Source organism: Bradyrhizobium sp. SZCCHNR1043 (assembly GCF_032489675.1).
Taxonomy (GTDB): domain Bacteria; phylum Pseudomonadota; class Alphaproteobacteria; order Rhizobiales; family Xanthobacteraceae; genus Bradyrhizobium.
In genome coordinates this window covers 135,603-157,403 of the sequence record NZ_JAUEYN010000009.1, presented here as the reverse complement: position 1 = coordinate 157,403, position 21,801 = coordinate 135,603, and the positions used below count along the sequence as shown (strand labels likewise).

20 protein-coding genes are annotated in these 21,801 nt (G+C 66.3%); 10 read left to right on the top strand and 10 right to left on the bottom strand.

The genetic code is table 11. The features are described 5' to 3' along the window. The first annotated feature begins 44 nt into the window (after positions 1-44). From QX039_RS17250 to QX039_RS17240, 3 genes are all read left to right on the top strand, one after another. A complete protein-coding gene (locus tag QX039_RS17250) occupies positions 45-791 on the top strand; it encodes an SDR family oxidoreductase (RefSeq protein ID WP_315770549.1) in 747 nt (248 codons plus the stop codon). A gap of 44 nt (positions 792-835) precedes the next feature. Beyond that, entirely contained in the window at positions 836-2,239 is a 1,404-nt protein-coding gene (lpdA, locus tag QX039_RS17245) for a dihydrolipoyl dehydrogenase (protein ID WP_315770548.1), read from the top strand. A 129-nt stretch (positions 2,240-2,368) separates the two neighbouring features. After that, positions 2,369-2,899 (top strand): hypothetical protein, encoded by a 531-nt coding sequence (locus tag QX039_RS17240; protein WP_315740714.1) that lies wholly within the window; start codon positions 2,369-2,371, stop codon positions 2,897-2,899. A 41-nt stretch (positions 2,900-2,940) separates the two neighbouring features. Here QX039_RS17240 and QX039_RS17235 read toward each other — a convergent pair whose 3' ends face one another. Together QX039_RS17235 and QX039_RS17230 are read right to left on the bottom strand one after the other, a co-directional pair. Continuing rightward, entirely contained in the window at positions 2,941-3,531 is a 591-nt protein-coding gene (locus QX039_RS17235) for a DUF4337 domain-containing protein (RefSeq protein ID WP_315770546.1), read from the bottom strand. Positions 3,532-3,613: 82 nt separating this feature from the next. Next, a complete protein-coding gene (locus QX039_RS17230; RefSeq protein WP_315770677.1) occupies positions 3,614-4,597 on the bottom strand; it encodes a tyrosine recombinase XerC in 984 nt (327 codons plus the stop codon). A 117-nt stretch (positions 4,598-4,714) separates the two neighbouring features. Between QX039_RS17230 and QX039_RS17225 the strand changes: the two genes are divergently transcribed. Then, positions 4,715-6,925 (top strand): primosomal protein N', encoded by a 2,211-nt coding sequence (locus QX039_RS17225; protein WP_315770544.1) that lies wholly within the window; start codon positions 4,715-4,717, stop codon positions 6,923-6,925. A 112-nt stretch (positions 6,926-7,037) separates the two neighbouring features. On the opposite strand, the gene QX039_RS17220 is transcribed toward QX039_RS17225, so the two are convergent. Beyond that, positions 7,038-7,586, bottom strand: coding sequence for a septal ring lytic transglycosylase RlpA family protein (locus QX039_RS17220; RefSeq protein ID WP_315740717.1), 549 nt, complete (start codon positions 7,584-7,586; stop codon positions 7,038-7,040). 650 nt (positions 7,587-8,236) lie between these two features. On the opposite strand from QX039_RS17220, the gene QX039_RS17215 reads away from it, so the two are divergent. The 6 genes from QX039_RS17215 (at position 8,237) to QX039_RS17190 (ending at position 15,259) form a co-directional block, all read left to right on the top strand. Then, a complete protein-coding gene (locus tag QX039_RS17215; RefSeq protein ID WP_315770542.1) occupies positions 8,237-8,797 on the top strand; it encodes a F0F1 ATP synthase subunit delta in 561 nt (186 codons plus the stop codon). Next, positions 8,797-10,329, top strand: a complete 1,533-nt coding sequence (gene atpA, locus QX039_RS17210) for a F0F1 ATP synthase subunit alpha (protein ID WP_315715935.1) — start codon at positions 8,797-8,799, stop codon at positions 10,327-10,329. Before QX039_RS17215 ends, atpA begins: the two co-directional genes overlap by 1 nt. Positions 10,330-10,485: 156 nt before the next feature. Then, on the top strand, positions 10,486-11,364 hold the full coding sequence (locus tag QX039_RS17205) for a F0F1 ATP synthase subunit gamma (RefSeq protein ID WP_315770540.1): 879 nt from the start codon (positions 10,486-10,488) through the stop codon (positions 11,362-11,364). 96 nt (positions 11,365-11,460) lie between these two features. Continuing rightward, positions 11,461-12,903, top strand: coding sequence for a F0F1 ATP synthase subunit beta (gene atpD, locus QX039_RS17200; RefSeq protein ID WP_315740720.1), 1,443 nt, complete (start codon positions 11,461-11,463; stop codon positions 12,901-12,903). 97 nt (positions 12,904-13,000) lie between these two features. Next, positions 13,001-13,408, top strand: coding sequence for a F0F1 ATP synthase subunit epsilon (locus QX039_RS17195; protein WP_315740721.1), 408 nt, complete (start codon positions 13,001-13,003; stop codon positions 13,406-13,408). Positions 13,409-13,576: 168 nt separating this feature from the next. Then, positions 13,577-15,259, top strand: a complete 1,683-nt coding sequence (locus QX039_RS17190) for an adenylate/guanylate cyclase domain-containing protein (protein WP_315740722.1) — start codon at positions 13,577-13,579, stop codon at positions 15,257-15,259. 82 nt (positions 15,260-15,341) lie between these two features. On the opposite strand, the gene QX039_RS17185 is transcribed toward QX039_RS17190, so the two are convergent. The 7 genes from QX039_RS17185 to rsfS all read right to left on the bottom strand — a co-directional run bounded on the left by QX039_RS17185 (position 15,342) and on the right by rsfS (position 21,629). Beyond that, a complete protein-coding gene (locus QX039_RS17185) occupies positions 15,342-15,848 on the bottom strand; it encodes an RNA pyrophosphohydrolase (protein WP_315740723.1) in 507 nt (168 codons plus the stop codon). A 137-nt stretch (positions 15,849-15,985) separates the two neighbouring features. Next, on the bottom strand, positions 15,986-16,492 hold the full coding sequence (locus QX039_RS17180) for an RNA pyrophosphohydrolase (RefSeq protein WP_315740724.1): 507 nt from the start codon (positions 16,490-16,492) through the stop codon (positions 15,986-15,988). An 87-nt stretch (positions 16,493-16,579) separates the two neighbouring features. Then, complete coding sequence (locus tag QX039_RS17175) at positions 16,580-17,794, bottom strand: divergent polysaccharide deacetylase family protein (RefSeq protein ID WP_315740725.1); 1,215 nt, start codon at positions 17,792-17,794, stop codon at positions 16,580-16,582. A gap of 186 nt (positions 17,795-17,980) precedes the next feature. Then, positions 17,981-19,333 carry a S41 family peptidase gene (locus tag QX039_RS17170; protein ID WP_315740726.1) on the bottom strand — a complete coding sequence of 451 codons (1,353 nt, stop codon included), beginning with the start codon at positions 19,331-19,333 and terminating at the stop codon, positions 17,981-17,983. Then, positions 19,330-20,700 carry a murein hydrolase activator EnvC family protein gene (locus QX039_RS17165; protein WP_315770539.1) on the bottom strand — a complete coding sequence of 457 codons (1,371 nt, stop codon included), beginning with the start codon at positions 20,698-20,700 and terminating at the stop codon, positions 19,330-19,332. Before QX039_RS17165 ends, QX039_RS17170 begins: the two co-directional genes overlap by 4 nt. Positions 20,701-20,733: 33 nt before the next feature. Next, positions 20,734-21,216 carry a 23S rRNA (pseudouridine(1915)-N(3))-methyltransferase RlmH gene (gene rlmH, locus QX039_RS17160; protein ID WP_315740728.1) on the bottom strand — a complete coding sequence of 161 codons (483 nt, stop codon included), beginning with the start codon at positions 21,214-21,216 and terminating at the stop codon, positions 20,734-20,736. Between the two features lie 56 nt (positions 21,217-21,272). After that, positions 21,273-21,629 carry a ribosome silencing factor gene (rsfS, locus tag QX039_RS17155; protein ID WP_315740729.1) on the bottom strand — a complete coding sequence of 119 codons (357 nt, stop codon included), beginning with the start codon at positions 21,627-21,629 and terminating at the stop codon, positions 21,273-21,275. Positions 21,630-21,801: the final 172 nt, after the last annotated feature.

Below are 21,801 nucleotides of genomic sequence, written 5' to 3'. Positions count from 1 at the left end.
GGCCCGCGCAAGCAGTCCACTTGGCGCACTCAGCGGGGCTCCTCATGACCGACAGGGTTGCAGTAATCACCGGCGGTAGCCGCGGCATCGGCCGCGCCACCGCCATTGCGGCCGCATCGCGCGGCTTCAAGATCGTGGTCGGCTACGCCTCCAACGAGGCGGCGGCGCAGAGCACGGTGGCCGCGATCGAGGCCAAGAACGGCAAGGCCATCGCGGTCAAATGCGACGTCGGCCGCGAGCACGACATCCTCGCTCTGTTCAAGGCGGCCGACAAGTTCGGCACCCTCGGCGCTCTCATCAACAACGCTGGCATCGTCGGCCCCACCACGCGCGTCGACGAGATGAGCGCGGAGCGCATCGAGCGATTGATGGCGGTCAACGTCACCGGCAGCATCCTGTGCGCACGTGAGGCCGTGAAGCGGATGTCGACGCGGCATGGTGGTCAGGGCGGCGTCATCATCAATTTGTCGTCGGTCGCGGCCAGGCTCGGCTCGCCCAACACCTATGTCGACTACGCCGCCTCGAAAGGGGCGATCGATTCCTTCACCGTCGGCCTCGGTCACGAGGTCGCGAACGAAGGCATCCGCGTCGCCGCGATCCGCCCGGGCCTGATCGACACCGAGATCCATGCCGCCGGCGGCGAGCCCGATCGCGCTCACCGCCTTGCCCCCATGGTGCCGATGAAGCGCGTCGGCACCGCGGAGGAAGTCGCCAATGCCATCGTCTGGCTGCTGTCGGACGAGGCCTCCTATGTCACTTCGGCCATTCTCGACGTGTCGGGCGGACGCTGACGACCGTCGTCATCTTTGACTGCAAGCTTACGGAACATTCGATCATGGCATCTTACGATCTCGTCGTCATCGGCACCGGACCCGGTGGGTATGTCTGCGCCATCCGCGCGGCGCAGCTCGGCATGAAGGTGGCTGTAGTCGAGAAGAACGCGACCCTCGGCGGTACCTGCCTCAACGTCGGCTGCATGCCCTCGAAGGCGCTGCTGCATGCCTCCGAGCTGTTCGAGGAGGCCGGGCACTCCTTCGCCAAGATGGGCGTCAAGGTGTCGCAGCCCGAGCTCGATCTGCCGGCGATGATGAACTTCAAGCAGCAGGGCATCGACGGCAACGTCAAGGGCGTCGAGTTCCTGATGAAGAAGAACAAGATCGACGTGCTCGTGGGCAAGGGCAAGATCCTCGGCACCGGCAAGCTGCAGGTGACCGGCAATGACGGCGCGGTGCAGACCGTCGAGACCAAGAACATCGTGATCGCGACCGGCTCGGACATTGCGCGCCTGAAGGGCATCGAGATCGACGAAAAGCGCATCGTCTCGTCGACCGGCGCGCTGTCGCTGGAGAAAGTGCCTTCGAGGCTGCTGGTGGTCGGCGCCGGCGTGATCGGGCTCGAGCTCGGCTCGGTGTGGCGCCGCCTCGGCGCCAAGGTCACCGTGGTCGAATTCCTCGACCGCATCCTGCCCGGCATGGATGGCGAGATCGCAAAACAGTTTCAGCGCATTCTCGAGAAGCAGGGCTTTGCGTTCAAGCTCGGCGCCAAGGTCACCGGCGTCGATACGTCCGGGGCTACGCTCTCGGCGACCATCGAGCCCGCCGCGGGCGGAGCGGCTGAAAAGATCGAAGCCGATGTCGTGCTGGTTGCGATCGGCCGCGTGCCCTACACCGACGGTCTTGGCCTGCAGGAGGCCGGCGTGGTGCTCGACAATCGCGGCCGCGTCCAGATCGATCACCATTTCGCGACCAGCGTGCCGGGCGTCTATGCCATCGGCGACGTCGTCGCCGGGCCCATGCTCGCGCACAAGGCCGAGGACGAGGGTGTTGCGGCCGCCGAGATCATCGCCGGACAGGCCGGCCATGTGAACTACGACGTCATTCCCGGCGTGGTCTACACGACGCCGGAAGTCGCGTCCGTCGGCAAGACCGAGGACGAGCTGAAGCAGGCGGGCGTCGCCTATACCGTCGGCAAGTTTCCGTTTACCGCGAACGGTCGCTCCAAGGTCAATCAGACCACTGACGGCTTCGTGAAGATCCTTGCGGATGCGAAGACGGATCGCGTGCTCGGCGCCCATATCATCGGCCGCGAGGCCGGGGAAATCATTCACGAGGCCGCCGTATTGATGGAGTTCGGTGGCTCTGCTGAGGATCTCGCGCGCACCTGCCACGCGCATCCGACGCGGTCGGAGGCCGTGAAGGAAGCCGCGCTTGCGGTGGGCAAGCGGGCCATCCATATGTGATGGACGCCCGGAGACGCCTTCGGTGGGTGCGACAAAACGCCCGCTGGTGACGCTGAACCGAACGGCAAGGCGCGAGGTCGTATCGTCATAGCGGCCTCAACCCGCGGGGCCTGGCGGAGATGGAGTCCGATGCTGCGCCGCCTGCTTCAGCCGTTCTGGGTTCTGCTTGCGATCATCTTCCTGATCGAGGCCTGGCTGTGGGACCATCTCGAGCCGATCGTGGCGCGCATTGTCGCCGCGATACCGCTGCGTAGCTTCAAGCACTGGCTGGCCGGGCGCATTGAGACGCTGTCGCCGGCGCTGACCCTGATCGTCTTCGTCGTGCCGGTCGTGCTGCTGTTTCCGCTCAAGCTGATCGGCATGTGGCTGCTGATGCACCAGCAGTGGAAGTTTGCGCTGGCCACGATCGTGTTCGGCAAGATCGTCGGCGTCGGCGTCACCGCCTTCATCTTCGATGTGACGCGCAGCAAGCTGCTGCAGATGTCCTGGTTCGCGTGGCTCTACGAGGCCGTGCTCGCGCTGCGCAGGAAAGCCGCGGCGCTGGTCGATCCGATCAAGCAGCGCATCCGCGAGATCATCCGCGGCAATGCCGATGGCTGGTCATCGCGCGTGCTGCGCGTGATCATGCGCTTCCGCAGGAGCGTGCAGCAGGCGCGGTAGCGGTGGTCGCCACGTCGCAAAGCCAGTTGCTGTCGCTGACCTCAGTGCAGATGCAAGAGATGCGGCTGGAACAGGCCGAGCAACGTCATGGCAATACCGATCAGCGCGAGCCCTCCGGACGCCCAGGCCAGCACGAGCATGCCCGTGATGATCGTCGCTGACGCCAGCACGATGCCGATCTGGAAGGCGGCCGACGCGAGCTCATAGTGGTGGTACTTTGCGGTGGCGAGGTCGCGCTCGTGCTCGGCATGCTTGGCGCGTTCGGCCAGCTGCTCGCTGCCTTCGCCGGTCTCCGGCTCCGAGCGATAGCGCGCGGCATTCTTCTGCCAATCGTCGATCTGCTTCTGCAACGCCGCCTTGGCCGCCTCGTCAGGCAGCGCCGGCAAGCTCAGCTTGCCCTGCTCGGCGGCGGTCTGCACCACGGTGCGGCGAACGGTCTTGGCCTGGAAGAAGGCCCAGAGGTTCGAGGCCTCGACGTTCTTGCTGATCGATTCGGTCTGCGCGCCCTTGCCGAGCGTCTCCGAGAGCGCCAGGAACAGGGCTATGACGGCGATCAGCAGCGCGATCCTCTTGTTTTCGCCGGACGCATGCTCGGCATGCTCCGCATGCTCCATGCTCTCATGTGCGCTCATCTGTTCCCCTCCGGATCAAGCAGCCAAGACGATTGCCGGAACCGGGGGGACAGCGCAAGCGAAACGATATGAACGAAAGATGTCACCGCCGCGGATGCGCTGACGCGTACACCTGCAGCAGGCGCTCCGAATCAATGCCGGTATAGACCTGGGTCGTCGACAGCGAGGCGTGGCCGAGCAGCTCCTGGATCGCACGCAGGTCGCCGCCGCGCGACAGCAGATGCGTCGCGAAGGAATGGCGCAGCGCGTGCGGCGTGGCGCTGTCGGGCAGGCCGAGCGCGCCGCGCAGCCGCTCCATCGTCAGCTGGATGATGCGCGGGCTCAACGGGCCGCCCTTGGCGCCGAGGAACATCGGCCCGTCCGCAGACAGCGGATAAGGACAAAGCTTGGCGTACTCGTCGATCAGCTGCAGCACATTCTGCAGCACCGGCACCATGCGGGTCTTGTTGCCCTTGCCGGTCACGACCAGCACGTCGCCTTCGCCCGGCCGTGGCACCTCGCGGCGCTTGAGGCCGAGCGCTTCGGAGATGCGCAGGCCGGAGCCGTAGAGCAGGGCCATCACAGCGGCGTCGCGCGCCAGCACCCAGGTCTCCCGGGTCTCGCCGGCGCGCTCGTCGGCATCGGCGAGCCGCTTGGCGGCATCCATCGGCAGCGGCTTGGGCAGGCTCTTGGCGATCTTTGGCGCGCGGATTCCGGAGAGTGCGCCGACCTTGCCCTTGCCCTCGCGCTCGAGGAAGCGGCCGAACGAGCGCAGGCCCGCCAAGGTTCGCATCAAGGACCGACCCGCGATGTCGTCTGCGCGTCGCATCGCCATGAAGGCGCGGATATCGGCCGCCTCCAGCGCAGCGAAGCGCGCCAGCGTCACCGGCTCGCCCCAATGGGTGCAGAGGAATTGCAGGCACTGCCGCAGGTCACGGGCATAGGCCTCGACCGTCTTCGGCGACAGCCGGCGCTCGCTGCGCAGATGCGCCAGCCACTGCATCATGACCCGTACCACGCCCTCGTCGGCGCCGATGAGGTCGGTGATGTCGGGCGTCTCCGCCGCTGATGTCGTGGTCGCAGCCATCGCGAACAGCTCGATCTCATCTCGTCGAGTCATGTATATCCCACTATCGTCCTTTACCGTTCGCTAACTTTGCCGGGCGGCTTTCGCTTCAGCCAGAGCAAGGCTATCTCCGGCCTCATGGACCGCCCGACCGATCTCTTTCCAGGTGCAGCCAGCGCGACCGGCGTGGTCGACGTGCTGGTTCCGGTCGCGCTGGACCACACCTATTCCTACCGTGTGCCGCGCGGCATGGATCTGAGGGCTGGCGATGTCGTCGGCGTGCCGCTGGGCCCGCGCGAGGTGCTGGCGGTGGTGTGGGCCGAGAATGCCAATCCCGATCCGCGCCTGCACAACCGGCTCAAGGACGTCAGCGAGAAGCTCGATGTGCCGCCGCTCAAGCCGGAGCTGCGGTCCCTGATCGACTGGGTCGCCAATTATACGCTGTCGCCCCGCGGCATGGTGCTGCGGATGTCCCTGCGCATGGGCGAGCATCTCGGCCCGGAGCGCGTTCGCCTCGGCGTCCGGCTGGTCGGCGAGCCGCCGAAGCGGCTGACGCCGTCACGCCGCCGCGTCATCGACGCCGTTTCCGACGGCCTGCTGCACGGCAAGTCGGATCTGGCGCGCGAGGTCGGCGTGTCCGGGGGCGTGATCGACGGCCTGGTCGACGAGGGCACCTTGACGGTGGAGGCGATGCCGCGGACGCTGGCGCCGCCGGCGCCCGATCCCGACTTCGCCCGGCCGGAGTTCTTCGACGCGCAGCAGGCCGGCGTCGAGGCGATGCGGGCGCTGGCCGCGAGCGGCACGTTCCAGGTTGCGCTGCTCGACGGCGTCACTGGGTCAGGCAAGACGGAAGTCTATTTCGAGGCGGTGGCCGAAACGGTCCGCCGCGGCCGGCAGTCGCTGATCCTGATGCCGGAGATCGCGCTGACCGGCCAATTCCTGGAGCGCTTCTCGCGCCGCTTCGGCGTCCGCCCGCTGGAATGGCATTCCGAGCTGACCCCGCGCAACCGTCAGCGCAACTGGGCTTCGATCGCCGCCGGCGAGGCGCCGGTGGTCGTCGGCGCCCGCTCGGCGCTGTTCCTGCCCTATGCCGATCTCGGCCTGATCATCGTCGACGAGGAGCACGACCAGGCCTACAAGCAGGACGAGGGCGCCCATTACCACGCCCGCGACATGGCCGTGGTGCGCGGCCACATCGCCAAGATCCCGGTGGTGCTGGCGTCAGCGACGCCCTCGGTGGAGACCGAGGTCAATGCCCGCAAGGGCCGCTACCAGCGCGTGGCGCTGCCGTCGCGCTTCGGCGGCCAGCACATGCCGCATATCGAGGCCATCGATCTCCGGCGCGAGCCGCCGCCGCGCGGCCGCTACATCTCGCCGCGGCTGGCCGGCGAGATCCGCACCGCGATCGAGCGCGGCGAGCAGGCGCTGCTGTTCCTGAACCGCCGCGGCTATGCGCCGCTCACCCTGTGCCGCGCCTGCGGTCACCGCTTCGCCTGCACCATCTGCGACGCCTGGCTGGTCGATCACCGCTTTCGCCAGCGGCTGGTCTGCCACCATTGCGGCTTCTCGATGCCGCGTCCGCCGAGCTGTCCGCACTGCGCGGCCGAGGAATCGCTGGTCGCGGTGGGACCCGGCGTGGAGAGGTTGCAGGAGGAGGCGGCGGCGCTGTTTCCGGAGGCGCGCAGCATGGTGCTGTCGAGCGATCTGATCACCTCGATCGAGACCATGCGCGCCGAGCTGACGGAGATCGCGGAAGGCCGCGTCGATCTCATCATCGGCACCCAGCTCGTCGCCAAGGGGCATAACTTTCCGCGGCTCAATCTCGTCGGTGTGGTCGATGCCGATCTCGGCCTCGGCAATGGCGATCCGCGCGCCGCCGAGCGCACCTGGCAGCTCCTGAACCAGGTGATCGGCCGCGCCGGCCGTGAGCAGGGGCGAGGCCGAGGCTACCTGCAGACCCACCAGCCCGAGCATCCCGTCATGAAGGCGCTGGTCGCCTGCGACCGCGAGGCCTTCTACACCAGCGAGATCGACGTCCGCGAGCGCACCGGCTATCCGCCCTTCGGGCGGCTCGCGAGCCTGATCATCTCGGCCGGAGACCGGCCCACCGCAGAGGGCTTCGCCCGCCGGCTGGTCGCGTCGGCGCCGCGCGAGGAGGGTGTGCTGCTGCTTGGCCCAGCCGAGGCGCCGCTTGCGGTGATCAAGGGCCGCTACCGCTTTCGGCTGCTGCTCAAGTCGGCCCGCAATTTCGACCTGTCGGATTATCTGCGCCACTGGCTGGCGCATGCCGAGAAGCCCAAGGGCAATCTCAAGCTCGAGGTCGACGTCGACCCGCAGAGCTTCCTGTAGCGCTCTCTCCACCGTCATTGCGAGCGCAGCGAAGCAATCCAGGGCCGGGTTGGGACTCTGGATTGCTTCGTCGCTTCGCTCCTCGCAATGACGCGCGGAAAGATCGGGTATCTTACGACACGACCTCAGCGGTGACGCGGCCGACGCCGGCGCGGGTCAGGCCGATGGCGCGGGCGGCGCCGGTCGAGAGGTCGAGCACACGGCCACGGATGAACGGGCCGCGGTCGTTGACGGTGACGATGACGCTGTTGCCGCCATGGGTCACGCGCAGCTTGGTGCCGAACGGCAGCGAGCGGTGCGCGCAGGTCATGGCGTTGGCGTTCATGCGCTGGCCGGAGGCAGTGCGGCTGCCGGACTCGTTGCCGTAGTACGACGCCATGCCGGAGAAGCTGCGGCCGGTGCCGGACGACGGCGTGACCGCTGCGTTGGAGTTCATCCACGAGGAGCCGTTGGACGACCATCCGTTCGAGAACGAGTCGGCCGCGGGCTGAGCAGCATGGCGCGACATGTGGTGATGGTGGTGGCGAGCGTGGTGCTGGTGGTGCCTGGACCGGGCCGAGGCTTCGGTGGCGCTGCCGCCGACGATCAGCGTCACGGCAACAGCGAGCGCGGTGCGCGAGCCGGCGATTTTGCCAGCCGAGATGTTCTTCAGTTTCAGCATCTATGTCCCTCGAACAGTATTGCCGCGTTCTGCGGCCAGTGAACCCCCGTCAGGTGTTGAGGCGGGCGCCGTTTGGTGGGGCAATGAGGCGTGAATGGGGCAGTAGAAATTGTTTCGCTCTGATCGAAACATCTTGCATCGCGGTCTACTCATCACGGAAAATTCCGTAATCCGTTGCTTTAACGCTTCTTTAACGATCAAATACTTCAAAATACTGTTGATTTAAGTTCTCGCTTAGGACGCCAAGATGTCAGCAAGTAATGTCGATGCGGGCCGGCCGGCGGCCGCCGGGCACCGCCAACGGGAGTCAAGGCCAAACCAGCATGGCGGCCATGCAGCAACAGCTGGAACCTTGTCCGAAGTGATTGGTATTGGGGTCGGGTCGCGTGTTGGGCGCGATCAGCGTGTCCGTTGGACGGGCGCTTACGCTCCGACCGCGGCGCGGCAACAAGGTGCCGAATAGCGGGCCGCCGCTTGTTGCGGCTGCGCGTACGCTATGTTAGCAAAGCGCCGCTTTTCGTGATCAAGCTGCTCCCGCGGCGATCGAAAATCAAAGTCCTGCTTGAATTCCAAGGGCTTAACCGGTTTGCGCCGCAGCGGCGCGCCGGTGTCCCCCTTGTGGGTTGGGCACATATAAAAAGAGCACGTCTGTGGCTGCTGAAGATCCCTCCGTATCCGGTGTGTCCGGTCGTTACGCGACGGCCCTGTTTGAACTGGCCCGTGACGAAAAGTCCGTCGATGCGGTCAAGGCCGATCTCGACAGGTTCAATGCCCTCCTCGATGAGAGCGCCGATCTCAAGCGCCTTGTCCGCAGTCCGGTGTTCGGTGCGGATGTGCAGCTCAAGGCGCTCAATGCGGTGCTGGACAAGGCCGGCATCGCCGGCGTCGCCGCCAACGTGCTGCGCGTGCTGACCGCCAACCGCCGCCTGTTCGCGGTGACCGACGTGATCCGCGCCTTCAATGCGCTGGTCGCCAAATACAAGGGAGAGGCCACGGCCGACGTCACCGTCGCCGAGCCGCTCTCCGACAAGAATCTCGACGCCTTGAAGGCCTCACTGAAGACGGTGACCGGCAAGGACGTCGCGCTCAACGTGAAAGTCGATCCAGCGATTATCGGCGGGCTCGTCGTCAAGCTCGGCAGCCGCATGATCGATAGTTCGCTTCGCACCAAACTCAACTCGATCAAGCACGCGATGAAAGAGGCAGGCTGATGGACATCCGCGCCGCGGAAATTTCCGCGATCCTCAAGGACCAGATCAAGAATTTCGGGCAGGAAGCCGAAGTTACCGAAGTCGGACAGGTGCTGTCCGTCGGTGACGGTATCGCCCGCGTCTACGGTCTCGACAACGTCCAGGCCGGTGAGATGGTCGAGTTCGAGAACGGCACCCGCGGCATGGCGCTGAACCTCGAGACCGACAATGTCGGCGTCGTCATCTTCGGCGCCGACCGCGAGATCAAGGAAGGCCAGACCGTCAAGCGCACCCGCGCCATCGTCGACGCTCCGGTCGGCAAGGGTCTGCTCGGCCGCGTCGTCGACGCGCTCGGCAATCCGATCGACGGCAAGGGCCCGATCCAGGCGACCGAGCGCAAGCGCGTCGACGTCAAGGCCCCCGGCATCATTCCGCGCAAGTCGGTGAACGAGCCGATGTCGACCGGCCTCAAGGCGATCGATGCCCTGATCCCGGTCGGCCGTGGCCAGCGCGAGCTGATCATTGGTGACCGTCAGACCGGCAAGACCGCGATCGCGCTCGACACCATCCTGAACCAGAAGCCGCTCAACGTTGCCGGCGCCCCCGAGAGCCAGAAGCTGTATTGCGTCTACGTCGCGATCGGCCAGAAGCGCTCCACCGTTGCTCAGTTCGTCAAGGTGCTCGAAGAGCAGGGCGCGCTGGAATACTCGATCGTCATCGCCGCCACCGCGTCCGATCCGGCTCCGATGCAGTATCTCGCGCCGTTCACCGGCTGCACCATGGGCGAGTACTTCCGCGACAACGGCATGCACGCCGTCATCATCTATGACGATCTGTCGAAGCAGGCCGTCGCCTATCGCCAGATGTCGCTGCTGCTGCGCCGTCCGCCGGGCCGCGAGGCCTATCCGGGCGACGTGTTCTATCTGCATTCGCGCCTGCTCGAGCGGGCCGCCAAGCTCAGCAAGGACCATGGTCTGGGGTCGCTCACCGCGCTGCCCGTCATCGAGACCCAGGCCAACGACGTGTCGGCCTACATTCCGACCAACGTCATTTCGATCACTGACGGCCAGATCTTCCTGGAGACCGATCTGTTCTTCCAGGGCATCCGTCCTGCCGTGAACGTCGGTCTGTCGGTGTCGCGCGTCGGCTCCTCGGCCCAGACCAAGGCGATGAAGAAGGTCGCCGGCAAGATCAAGGGCGAGCTGGCGCAGTACCGCGAAATGGCGGCGTTCGCGCAGTTCGGCTCCGACTTGGACGCCTCGACCCAGCGCCTGCTCAACCGCGGCGCGCGCCTGACCGAGCTCCTGAAGCAGCCGCAGTTCTCGCCGCTGAAGATGGAAGAGCAGGTCTGCGTGATCTGGGCCGGCACCAACGGCTATCTCGATCCGCTCCCGCTCAACAAGGTGCGCGCGTTCGAGGACGGCCTGCTGTCGCTGCTGCGCGGCAAGAATGCCGACCTGCTGAACGCGATCCGTGACAGCAAGGATCTGTCCGACGACAGCGCCGCCAAGCTGAAGGCGGTGGTCGAAGGCTTCGCCAAGACCTTCGCCTGACGGCAAAGGATGGCCGGACTTCGCCCGGCCATCAACGTCGTCGACGTGGGACAACAAGACATCTCATGTCCGGCACCAGGCCGGGCATGACCAATCTCGAGGGTTGAACGGCAAGGTCCCAAGGGGATCCGGCCGCCGGGGTGAGATCGACGAACAATGGCGTCACTGAAAGACATGCGGGTCCGCATCGCCTCGACCAAGGCGACGCAGAAGATCACCAAGGCCATGCAGATGGTCGCGGCCTCCAAGCTGCGCCGTGCGCAGCTCGCGGCCGAGGCGGCGCGTCCCTATGCCGAGAAGATGGACGCTGTGATCTCCAACATCGCGAGCGCCACCATCGCCTCCGCCGGCGGGCCGAAGCTGCTCGCGGGTACCGGTCGCGACCAGGTGCACCTGCTGCTGGTCTGCACCGGCGAGCGCGGCCTGTCCGGCGCGTTCAACTCCTCGATCGTCCGCCTGGCGCGCGAGCGTGCGCTCGCCCTGATGAACCAGGGCAAGGAGGTGAAGTTCTTCTGCGTCGGCCGCAAAGGTTATGAGCAGCTTCGCCGCCAGTTCGACAAGCAGATCGTCGAGCACATGGACCTGCGCTCGGTGCGCCAGATCGGCTTCGCCAATGCCGACGAGATCGCCAAGAAGGTCATCGCCCGTTTCGATGCCGGCGAGTTCGACGTCTGCACGCTGTTCTATTCGCGCTTCCGCTCGGTGATCGCGCAGATCCCGACCGCCCAGCAGATCATTCCGCTGGTGGTCGAGGCGCGGCCCGCCAACGCGGCGCCGCTGGCGCCTTACGAGTATGAGCCGGAGGAGGACGAGATCCTGGCCGGACTGCTGCCGCGCAATCTCGCGGTGCAGATCTTCCGCGCGCTGCTCGAAAACAACGCCTCGTTCTACGGGGCGCAGATGTCGGCCATGGACAACGCCACCCGCAACGCCGGCGAGATGATCCGCAAGCAGACGCTGATCTACAACCGCACGCGTCAGGCGATGATCACCAAGGAACTGATCGAAATCATTTCGGGCGCCGAGGCGGTCTAACCGGATCGCGTCGCGCCCCGTTGAAGCGCAACCCAAGGACATATCCCGGTCGAGCCGACCGTGGTTTCGTATACGGATCGTAAGGAGAGAAATCCAATGGCTACCGCAGCCAACCAGATCGGTCGCATCACCCAGGTCATCGGCGCCGTCGTCGACGTGCAGTTCGAAGGTCACCTGCCGGCCATTCTCAACTCGCTCGAAACCAAGAACGGCGGCAACCGCCTCGTGCTTGAGGTCGCCCAGCATCTCGGCGAGTCCACCGTGCGCACCATCGCGATGGACACCACCGAGGGCCTGGTTCGCGGCCAGGAAGTCAGCGACACCGGGTCGCCGATCCGGGTGCCGGTCGGCGTCGGCACGCTCGGCCGCATCATGAACGTGATCGGCGAGCCGATCGACGAGGCCGGCCCGGTCGAGGCCGAGGGCCTGCGCCCGATCCACGCGGACGCGCCGAGCTACACCGACCAGTCGACCGAAGCGGAAATCCTCGTCACCGGCATCAAGGTCGTCGACCTCCTGGCGCCCTACGCCAAGGGCGGCAAGATCGGCCTGTTCGGCGGCGCCGGCGTCGGAAAGACCGTGCTGATCCAGGAGCTGATCAACAACGTCGCCAAGGCGCACGGTGGTTATTCGGTGTTCGCCGGCGTCGGCGAGCGTACCCGTGAAGGCAACGACCTCTATCACGAGTTCATCGAATCCAAGGTCAACGCCGATCCGCACAATCCCGATCCGAGCGTCAAGTCGAAGTGCGCGCTGGTGTTCGGCCAGATGAACGAGCCGCCGGGCGCCCGCGCCCGCGTCGGCCTGACCGGCCTGACCGTCGCCGAGCACTTCCGTGACCAGGGCCAGGACGTGCTGTTCTTCGTCGACAACATCTTCCGCTTCACCCAGGCCGGCTCGGAAGTGTCGGCGCTGCTCGGCCGCATCCCCTCGGCGGTGGGTTATCAGCCGACGCTCGCCACCGACATGGGCGCGCTGCAGGAGCGCATCACCACCACCAACAAGGGCTCGATCACCTCGGTGCAGGCGATCTACGTGCCGGCCGACGACTTGACCGACCCGGCGCCGGCGACCTCGTTCGCCCACTTGGACGCCACCACCGTGCTCAACCGCGCGATCTCGGAAAAGGGCATCTACCCGGCCGTGGACCCGCTCGACTCGACCTCGCGCATGCTCTCCCCGCTGGTCGTCGGCGAGGAGCACTATCAGACCGCGCGTCAGGTCCAGCAGATCCTGCAGCGCTACAAGTCGCTGCAGGACATCATCGCCATCCTGGGCATGGACGAACTGTCGGAAGAGGACAAGCTGACCGTGGCCCGCGCCCGCAAGATCGAGCGCTTCCTGTCGCAGCCGTTCCACGTCGCCGAAATCTTCACGGGATCGCCGGGCAAGTTCGTCGACCTCGCCGACACCATCAAGGGCTTCAAGGGCCTGTGTGAAGGCAAGTACGACCACCTGCCGGAGGCCGCCTTCTACATGGTCGGCAACATCGACGAGGCGGTCGAGAAGGGCAAGAAGCTGGCCGCCGAGGCGGCCTAAGGGCGAATAGCGAATAGGGAGTAGCGAATAGACGAACTGTTCGCTGCTTCCTCCTTCACTACTCGCCATTCGCTATTCGCTATTCGCAGGTTTCCCAATGGCTACTTTCCATTTCGATCTCGTCTCGCCGGAAAAGATCGCCTTCTCGGGCGAGGTCGACCAGGTCGACGTTCCCGGCCAGGAGGGTGATTTCGGCGTGCTCGCCGGCCATGCGCCATTCGTGGCGACGCTGCGGCCGGGTATCCTGACGGTGACCGCTGGCGGCTCGCAGCAGAAGATCATCGTGCTCGGCGGCCTCGCCGAGATCTCGGACAAGGGTCTGACGGTTCTGGCCGACGTCGCGACGTCGCTGAAGGAGCTCGACCAGACCGCTTTCGCGGCCGAGATCGCCGGCATGGAATCCAAGCTGAACGAGAAGCAGGGCAACGAGCTCGATCGTGCGATCGAGCGGCTCGATCACTTCAAGACGATCCAGCAGCAGCTCAACACGACCGCGCTGCATTGATCCAACAGCACGACGTATGAATGAACGTTCATGGCCGGGCTCTGCCCGGCCATTTTCGTTTTCCGGCTCGAACGTCCGGGGCCGGCGGATGACTACTAGCAAGGGATGCCGGTTGCGTGCTCGCCGATCTGACGGCATGCTCCCGGCCGTTCGACTGGGCGTGGTGACATGGCAGGGCAGATCGTGTTGAAGCGCAAGATCGCGGCGATTTTTGCCGCCGATATTGCCGGCTATTCCCGCCTCGTCGCCGAGGATGAAGAGGAGACGCTGCGGCGTCTGGCGGCCTATCGCGAAGTGGTCGACGACTTCATCGCGCGCGCCGGTGGCCGCATCTTCAACACCGCGGGCGATGCCGTCCTCGCGGAGTTTCCCAGCGCGGTCGAAGCGGTGCGCTGCGCGATCGACATTCAGGAGAGCCTGCGCACGCGCAACATGGCCTATCCGCCGAACCGGCAGATGAGCTACCGCATCGGCATCACCATCGGCGACGTCGTCGAGCGCGACGGCGATCTGCTCGGTGACGGCGTCAACATCGCAGCCAGGCTGGAGGGGCTCGCCGATGTCGGCGGCATCTGCATCTCGCGCGCGGTGCACGAGCAGGTCGCCAATAAGCTGTCGGTGCAGTTCGCCGACATGGGTGCGCGGGAGGTCAAGAACATCCCGACCCCGGTGCACGCCTATCGGGTCGCGATGCGCCGCGAGGACGGCACCTACGCGCCGCCGGAAGAAAAGAAAGTCGCCCGCGGCGGCGGGCTCCGCCTGATCTGGCGAATTGCGGCCGCCCTGGTTGCGCTCGGAGCCGTCGGGGTCGGGACTGAGCTCTATCTGGACTACCGCGATCCGCATCCTGTGCAGCGCGATGCCGCCAAGGCGGCGGCGGAGGCGCTGGCCCGGCTGTCGGCCACGCCGGCTTCGCCTTCCTCGGCCCCGTCTTCATCTCCGTCCCCCGCGGCGACGCAGTCATCCGTCGCCGTGCAGCCCGCTGCCTCGCCGCAGCCGTCACCGCAACCTTCGTCCGTTGTCGCCGCCGAGAAGTTCGCACCTGAAGCCGTGCCGTTCGTGAGCGAGCGGACCCGCATTGCGCTGGCGCGCGACTACGTGCTGGCACCGGATCACAAGGCGTTCGCGACAACGATCAACGGCGTCAGCGCCTATGTCACCGGACAGGCGAGCGATGAGGCCGCGAAATCGGCTGCGCTGGAGCAGTGCCAGCAGCGCGCGGAAAACGCGAACGGACCGCGCAAATGCGAGCTCTATGCCGTCGGCGACAGCGTCGTCTACGTGCACAGCAAGCCACCGTTGCCGCCGCAGCCCTGGGTGCGCCACGACCCGATGACCGAGCGCGCCTTCAGCGCTGCAGAGATGCCGCTGGTGCGCGATACAGGCCGAGCCCGGCTCGAGGCGAACTACGGCACGGCGCGACGGACCAAGGCCATCGCGCTCGGGCCCGGCGGGCAGTTCTTCTATAGCGTCGGCGGCGACCTCGTCGACGACGTGGTTCGCCGCAATCTCGAAGCCTGCGGTGCCCAGGCGGGGACCGCCTGCATCATCGTTGCGCTCGACGATGCCTTCGTTGTGCCGGTGCCGACGGTGATGAAAGCCACCGGCTTCTTCCGCGCGGTCAACCATCAGGCGATCGCCCCGGAGACGCGCGAGGAGGTGGCGCGGCGCCTCGAGGCCGCGCCGTCGGGCTGGAATGCAGTCGCGGTCGGAACGGCTGGCCGTCCCGGCTTCGGCCTCAACGGCGATCGCGAGGAGACCGCGATCGGCGGCGCGCTGGCCGATTGCGCCACGCGCGACAGCGATTGCCGGGTGATCGCGATCGGCCCGTTTACGGTCGAGGACAATTAAGCCGGCGAACTCTCTCGACCTCGTCTTTCCGAGGCGCGCGGAGCGCGAGGCCGGAATGACGGTGAGCCTCACTCTTCGTTGATCAGTCGCCAGCTTTGGCGAGATGCGCAAAGGCCTGCGCCACCGCGCGGTAGACCTCTCGGCGGAACGGCACCACCAGATCCGGAATGCGCGCGAGCCGCTCCCAGCGCCAGGCGTCGAACTCGGCCGGCTGGTCGTTGCGCGGCGTCACCGGATCGATGTCGCCCTCGCGTCCGGTGAAACGCATCGCGAACCATTTCTGGCGCTGGCCGCGAAAGCGCGCGAGCCGGTGGTTCGGATCCTCGAATGGGGGAAATTCGTAAGTCAGCCAGTCGGTCTCGCCGAGGATGTCGGCGTCGCGAATGCCGGTCTCCTCCCACAGCTCGCGCCGCGCCGCCGCCTGCAGATCCTCGCCGGGGTCGACGCCGCCTTGCGGCATCTGCCATTCGAGGCCGGGCAGGACGATCTCCGGCCCGTCGTCGCGGAAGCGGCGCCCGAGGAAGACGAGGCCTTCGGCATTGAGCAGGGCGATGCCGACATTCGGCCGGTAGGGTCTGGTTTCGGTCATGCTCATATCCGTGGGGCTTCGTCTCGCATGGCAACGCATCGTGACGGCGTTGTCGCGACGGATCTGCAGAGATTCTTTGCAGTGCGAGCGTATGACACGGTTTCGGCCACGCGTCGCGGTCGGCCCGCGATCGCGAGTCAGCCGCCAGCCAGCGTGGCGAATTCCTTCACCACCCGCTCATAGACCGGCCGCTTGAACGGCACGATCAGCCCCGGCAGGTTCTTCATCGGCTCCCAGCGCCAGCTGACGAATTCCGCCTTGTGGTGGCCGCCGCCGGGCCGCTCGACGTTGATCTCGGCATCGGGCCCGGTGAAACGCAGCGCGAACCATTTCTGGCGCTGGCCGCGATAGCGGCCCTTCCAGGCGCGACCCGCGACCGTGCGCGGGATGTCGTAGGTCAGCCAGTCCCCGACCTCGGCCAGCTTCTCGACGGAGCGCACGCTGGTCTCTTCGTACAGCTCGCGTTTGGCCGCCTCCCAGGCATCCTCGCCGGGATCAACGCCGCCCTGCGGCATCTGCCAGACATGGGTGTCGTCGACATGCTCGATCCCGCCGGCGCGGCGACCGATGAAAACCAGCCCCTCCGAATTGATCAGCATGATGCCGACGCAGGTGCGGTAAGGCAGGTCCTCGTAGCGCGTCATTCCGGTCTCGGCCTTCCTGCGGGACCCTGCGCCTCGCTGCGCAGGCCTCACGCTGTCACGTCGCCAGTCGGGCCGGCGCACGTTCGTTCAGTTCGATTTTGATTTCAGCATCGCGGTTGTCAATGGCACCAGCAGAATGCCCTTGCGGTCGAGCCCCTTGATCCAGGTGCCGATGCGGTCGATCGAGACCGGCAGCGCCGACGCGGTCCCGACGGCGACGCCACGCTCCTTGGCCAGGCTTTCGAGCTTGGCGAGCGCATTGTCGATCTCGACCGGGGTCGGCACCGCGTCGATGGCGACGTCGCCCTTCGCGAACGGCATCGCGCGTCCCGTGGCCAGCGAGGCCGCCACGCTGCGCGGGGCTGCGCCATCGTCGAACAAGGCCAGGCCGCGCTTGGCGGCCTCGTTCACGATCGGCTGCATCGCCGCTTCCGTTGCGACGAAGCGCGCGCCCATGAAGTTGCCGATGCCGACGTAACCCTGCAGCCGGCTCATGTGCCAGAACAACCGGTCGATGTTCTGGTCCGGTGCGAGTGTAGCGAGCAGCGTCTGCGGACCCGGATCGTTGTCGGGATAGTCGTAGGGCTCCATCGGGACCTGGAGCAGGATCTCGTGGCGCTGCGCCCGGGCGCGCTCGGCGAGTTTGGTCGGATCGGAGCCATAGGGCGTGAAGGCCAGCGTGACCGCCGGCGGCAGCTTCATGATCGCGTCCACCGTCTTCGCGGCGCCGACGCCGAGACCACCGATCACGATCGCGACGGCCGGCATGCGCGCCGCCTTGGCGCGGTCAGCCTCGGCCGCATAGGCGGTGAACGGTTTCAGCCCGTCGGCCATCACCGGGATCATGCCGTAGCGCGACTTCTCCAGCAGCCGCGGGTCCACGCCGGGCATCTGGCTCGCCGGAGCGGCCGATCCAGGCTCCGCCGTCTCGCCACCGGCACCGATCGCGACCTCCTGGCGGGTGCCGCTGGAGCCGTCGATGATGGTGACCGTCTTGCGCTCGCCGCCCTCCTGCTTGGCCGCGGGGGCCGCGCCGTGATCGACCTTTGCCTCAGACTTGCCATCCGGCTTGGCGGCCTTGTCGTCGGCAGGCCTTGCGCCTTCGTTGATCGCGACGCGGGCGACCGGCTCGCCACCGAGCGGATTGTCGTTGAACATCGCAAAGCCGGCGAAGACGACCAGGAACAGGCCGAGCAGCATCGCAAGGGCCTGCAGGGCCGTGAAGGGAAGCCGAATGCGGCGCTTGCGACGCGTTTCCGTCTGTCCGAGCGGGGCGCTCAGCTCGTCGGCCGTCTCTGTCATCGAAATTCCCGAATCAATCGGGTCGACGATACCACGGCGAGGATTCGGACGCAGGGCCAGTCTCCCAAAGCCCGTAGATCGGCGGAGCGGGAAAGCAAGAAGCCAAAGAGAAGAGGAAAGGGCGGCCCGGAGGCCGCCCTTCAAACCCGATGCGCGTCTGTCGGCTGCCGCCTAGTTCGCAGCCTCTCAGTTCGCAGCCTTGGCCGGCTTGTCGGCCGCGGCCTTCTCGGTCGGCGCCGGCGTGTTGGCGCTGTTCTTGATGCCGTGGAGGAGGTCGGCGGCCATTTTGAGCGCCTTGTCGTCCTTGGCGTCCGGCGGCACGTAGGATTGCGAGCCGGTCTTCTCGTCGCCGTCGTTCTTCAGATGGCCGCGCAGCGAAGCCTCGCCCTTGGTGTCGGTGCGCGACTTCAGCTCATCCGGCACGTCCTGCAGCACCTCGATGTCGGGCACGATGCCCTTGGCCTGGATCGACTTGCCCGACGGCGTGTAGTAGCGCGCGGTGGTCAGCCGCAGCGCGCCATTGCCGGCGCCGAGCGGGATGATGGTCTGCACCGAGCCCTTGCCGAACGAGCGGGTGCCGACCAGGGTCGCGCGCTTGTGGTCCTGCAGCGCGCCGGCCACGATCTCCGACGCCGAAGCCGAGCCGCCATTGATCAGCACGATGACCGGCTTGCCCTTGGTGAGGTCGCCGGCATGCGCCGCACGGCGCTGCGTCTCCTCGGCATTGCGGCCGCGGGTCGAGACGATCTCGCCGCGCTCCAGGAACGCGTCGGAGACGGTGACCGCCTCCTCGAGCAGGCCGCCCGGATTGTTGCGCAGGTCGATGATGTAGCCCTTCAGCTTGTCACCGATCTGGTTCTGCAGGTCGGCGATGCTCTTCTTCAGGCCCTCGGTGGTCTGCTCGTTGAAGGTGGTGATGCGGACATAGGCGATGTCGTCGCTCTCGGTGCGCGAGCGCACCGAGCGGACGCGGATGTTGTCGCGGGTCAGCGTCACGTCGAGCGGATTGTCGGCGCCCTTGCGCACGACCTTCAGCTTGATCTTGGTGCCGACCGGGCCGCGCATCTTCTCGACCGCCTGGTTGAGGGTCAGGCCCTGCACGGCTTCGTCGTCGAGATTGGTGATGATGTCGTTGGCCTGGATGCCCGCCTTCGAGGCCGGCGTATCGTCGATCGGCGACACCACCTTGATCAGGCCGTCTTCCATCGTCACTTCGATGCCGAGGCCGCCGAACTCGCCGCGGGTCTGCACCTGCATGTCGCGGAAGCTCTTCGCATCCATGTAGCTCGAATGCGGATCAAGGCCCGAGAGCATGCCGCTGATCGCGGACTCGACCAGCTTCGAATCGTCGGGCTTCTCGACATAATCGCTGCGCACCCGCTCGAACACGTCGCCGAACAGATTGAGCTGGCGATAGGTATCGGCGGTCGCGGCGCGCGCCGTCGATCCCATCAACACCGCGCGCGGTTGCGAGACGAACAGGGTCAATGCCGCACCGGTGGCCGCGCTCAGGAGAATTACCGAAGTCTTACGCATCATCCGCGTACCTTTTCGCCTTCATTTGCGGCCCACCATGGGCCTGGATCGATTGGAGTGCCGTCCTTACGGAACTCGACATAGAGCACTGGTTGACTCGCGTTGGTAGCGAGAATGGAGGCGACCTGGGACGAGTTACCCATGGTCGCGACCGGTTCTCCCGTCTGAACAAACTGCCCGATGTTGACGGAAATGCGCTCCATCCCGGCGATCAGGACATGATACCCGCCACCGGCGTTGAGGATCAAGAGTTGTCCGTAGCTGCGGAAGGGACCCGCATACACAACCCAGCCATCACACGGGGTTGTGACCTGGGCGCCCGGCCGGGCTGCCAAAGAAATGCCTTTATCGGAGCCTCCGGCGCCGTCCGACGCGCCAAATTCGCGAATCTTGGTGCCGTTGACGGGAAACGTCAGCATGCCCTTGGTCGAGGCGAACGCGATCGCGGGCGCCTTGCGGCCCGGGTTGCGCAGCGCATTCGCGTCCGGCTTGCTGTTGACCGGCACGCCCTGCAGGCTCGCCGTCGACGCGGCCTTGGCGGCGCTCTTGAGATCGAGCTCCATCGTCGTGATCAGCCCTTGCAGCGAGTCGATCTGCTGGGCCAGCACAGCGGCGCGCGCGCTTTCGGCTTCCATGTCCTTCTCGGCCGAGCTCTGCTTGCGCTGGCGTTCCTCTACCAGGGCCGCGAGACGGGTCTGATCGGTCCGCAGCCTGTCGCGGTCGCCGGCGAGCTTGTCGCGTTCGCTGGCGATCGTCTTGCGGATGGCGACGAGCTCGCCGAGATCGGTCGAGAGCTTTTCAGCGCGGCCACGCATCTCCGGGATCACGGCGCCCAGCAGCATGGCGGTCCGCAGCGACTGCAGCGCATCCTCGGGACGGACGAGCAGGGCCGGCGGCGTGCGGCGGCCGGCGCGCTGCAGCGCAGCCAGAACCTCGATGATCTCGGAGCGCCGTGCCTCCAGTGAGGTGCGCAGATCCTGCTCGCGGCCGTCGAGCCCGCGCAGCCGCGTTTCGGCCTCGCCAACCCGCACCTCGACGCTGCGCACCTGCGCGGCGACGTCGATCAGCTGCTGATTGAGCTTGCCGCGATCCTCGCCGAGCGCGGCGATGTCGGCCTTCAGGCGCTCCTGGGCCTCGGCGGCGGCCTTCTGGGCCGCGCGGGCGGCCTCGAGCTCCTGCTCGCGCTGCTTCAACTGCTCGGGTGTCGCCGGTGTCGGCGAGGCGGTACCGGCGAGGGAAGGCCGAAGTCCGGTCTGCGCCGTCGCCGGCAGACCGGGAACGACGATCAGCAGCGCGACCAGCGACGCGCGGCAAGACCGGCCGCTGCGGACGGTTCTTGAGGAACGGGAGAGGGGCCGCGCAGCGAACATCGAGGTCCTTATTGTGCTCCCATCGTCCCCTATTCAAGCGCGGTGATAGGGGTGACCAGCGAGGATCGTAGCAGTACGGTAAATCTGCTCGAGCAGCAGGACGCGGACGATCTGGTGCGGCCAGGTCGCAGCGCCGAACGCAACCCCAAGCTTGGCTCTGCGCCGTAATTCGGGCGAAAGTCCGTCGGCGCCGCCGATTGCGAAGACGGCGGCCGGAATGCCTTCGTCCCGCCAGCGGCCGAGATAACCCGCAAAGGTTGTGCTGTCGACGTTCTGGCCACGCTCGTCGAGACACACGAGCACGGACTTGTCCGGGATTGCCGCCGACATCGCGGCGGCCTCCTCGGCGATGCGCGTTGCCGCGTCGCGGGCGCGGCTTTCCGGAATCTCATGAATGTCGAGGCCGCGAAAGCCGAGCTTGCGGCCGATGTCATCAAAACGCCCGCGGTAGCGCTCCGCGAGCTCCCGCTCGGGACCCTGCTTCAACCGGCCGATGGCGACCACGATCAGGCGCATGCGCACGGACTAGCACGTGCGCCGCACGATTCGCATCCGGCGCGGCGTGGGACCGCCTAGACCGTCTTCGCCGGGTTCGGCCCTTGAGTCCACAATCGCTCGAGATTGTAGAACTCGCGAACCTCGGGTCTGAACACGTGCACGATCACGTCGCCGGAATCGATCAGCACCCAATCGCAATTGGGCAGGCCCTCGATGTGGAGTTTCTTGGTGCCGGCTTCCTTCAGGCCCTTGGCGACGTTTTCCGCGATCGACCCGACGTGCCGGTTCGAGCGGCCCGTGGTGATGACCATGTAGTCGGAATACGCCGATTTGCCGTGAAGATTGATCGTGACCGTCTCCTCCGCCTTCATGTCTTCGAGGCGGGAGAGGATGGTGCGCAGGGTCTTGTCGGCGTCGGGTTGCGCCTGCAAGGCCGCATCTCGGGTCGACGTCTTACGCGCTGACTTGGCAGTGGCCGACTTGGTCGTCGTTGCCTTCGTCTTGGGTAAGGCCGACTGGGACAATACAGATGTGGTCAGGGACCATTCCTTTCACTGTATCGCAGGCCGAATCCAACCCGGCCTGCTGACCATACTAGGCATG